Consider the following 513-nt stretch of genomic DNA (forward strand, 5'->3'; position numbering starts at 1 on the left):
GTGTAGATCCTAATTTACAAAATATTCCGGTTAGACTTGAAGAAGGGCGTAAAATAAGAAAAGCCTTTAAACCAACTTCAAAAGATAGCGTTATATTATCAGCAGATTATTCTCAAATTGAATTGCGCGTATTAGCACACATTACACAAGATGAGAGTATGAAAGAAGCATTTATCAACGGCGATGATATTCATACAGCAACTGCTATGAAAGTATTTGGTGTAGAAGCTGATCAAGTCGATAGTTTAATGCGTCGTCAAGCAAAAGCAGTTAACTTTGGAATTGTTTATGGGATAAGTGATTATGGTTTAAGTCAAAGTTTAGGTATTACTCGTAAAAAAGCAAAAGCATTCATTGATGATTATTTAGCTAGTTTCCCAGGTGTAAAACAATATATGTCTGATATTGTAAAAGATGCCAAAGCTTTAGGTTACGTGGAAACATTGCTACATCGTCGACGCTATATTCCTGATATTACGAGTCGTAACTTTAATTTACGCGGCTTTGCTGAAC

The 513-nt window shown here is 34.7% G+C and carries 1 protein-coding gene; it reads left to right on the forward strand.

Annotated elements, in window-relative coordinates:
- On the forward strand, positions 1–513 hold a 513-nt coding region (locus tag IDG60_RS02185), incomplete at both ends, for a DNA polymerase (protein WP_241013326.1).

Source organism: Staphylococcus sp. EG-SA-2 (assembly GCF_017152085.1).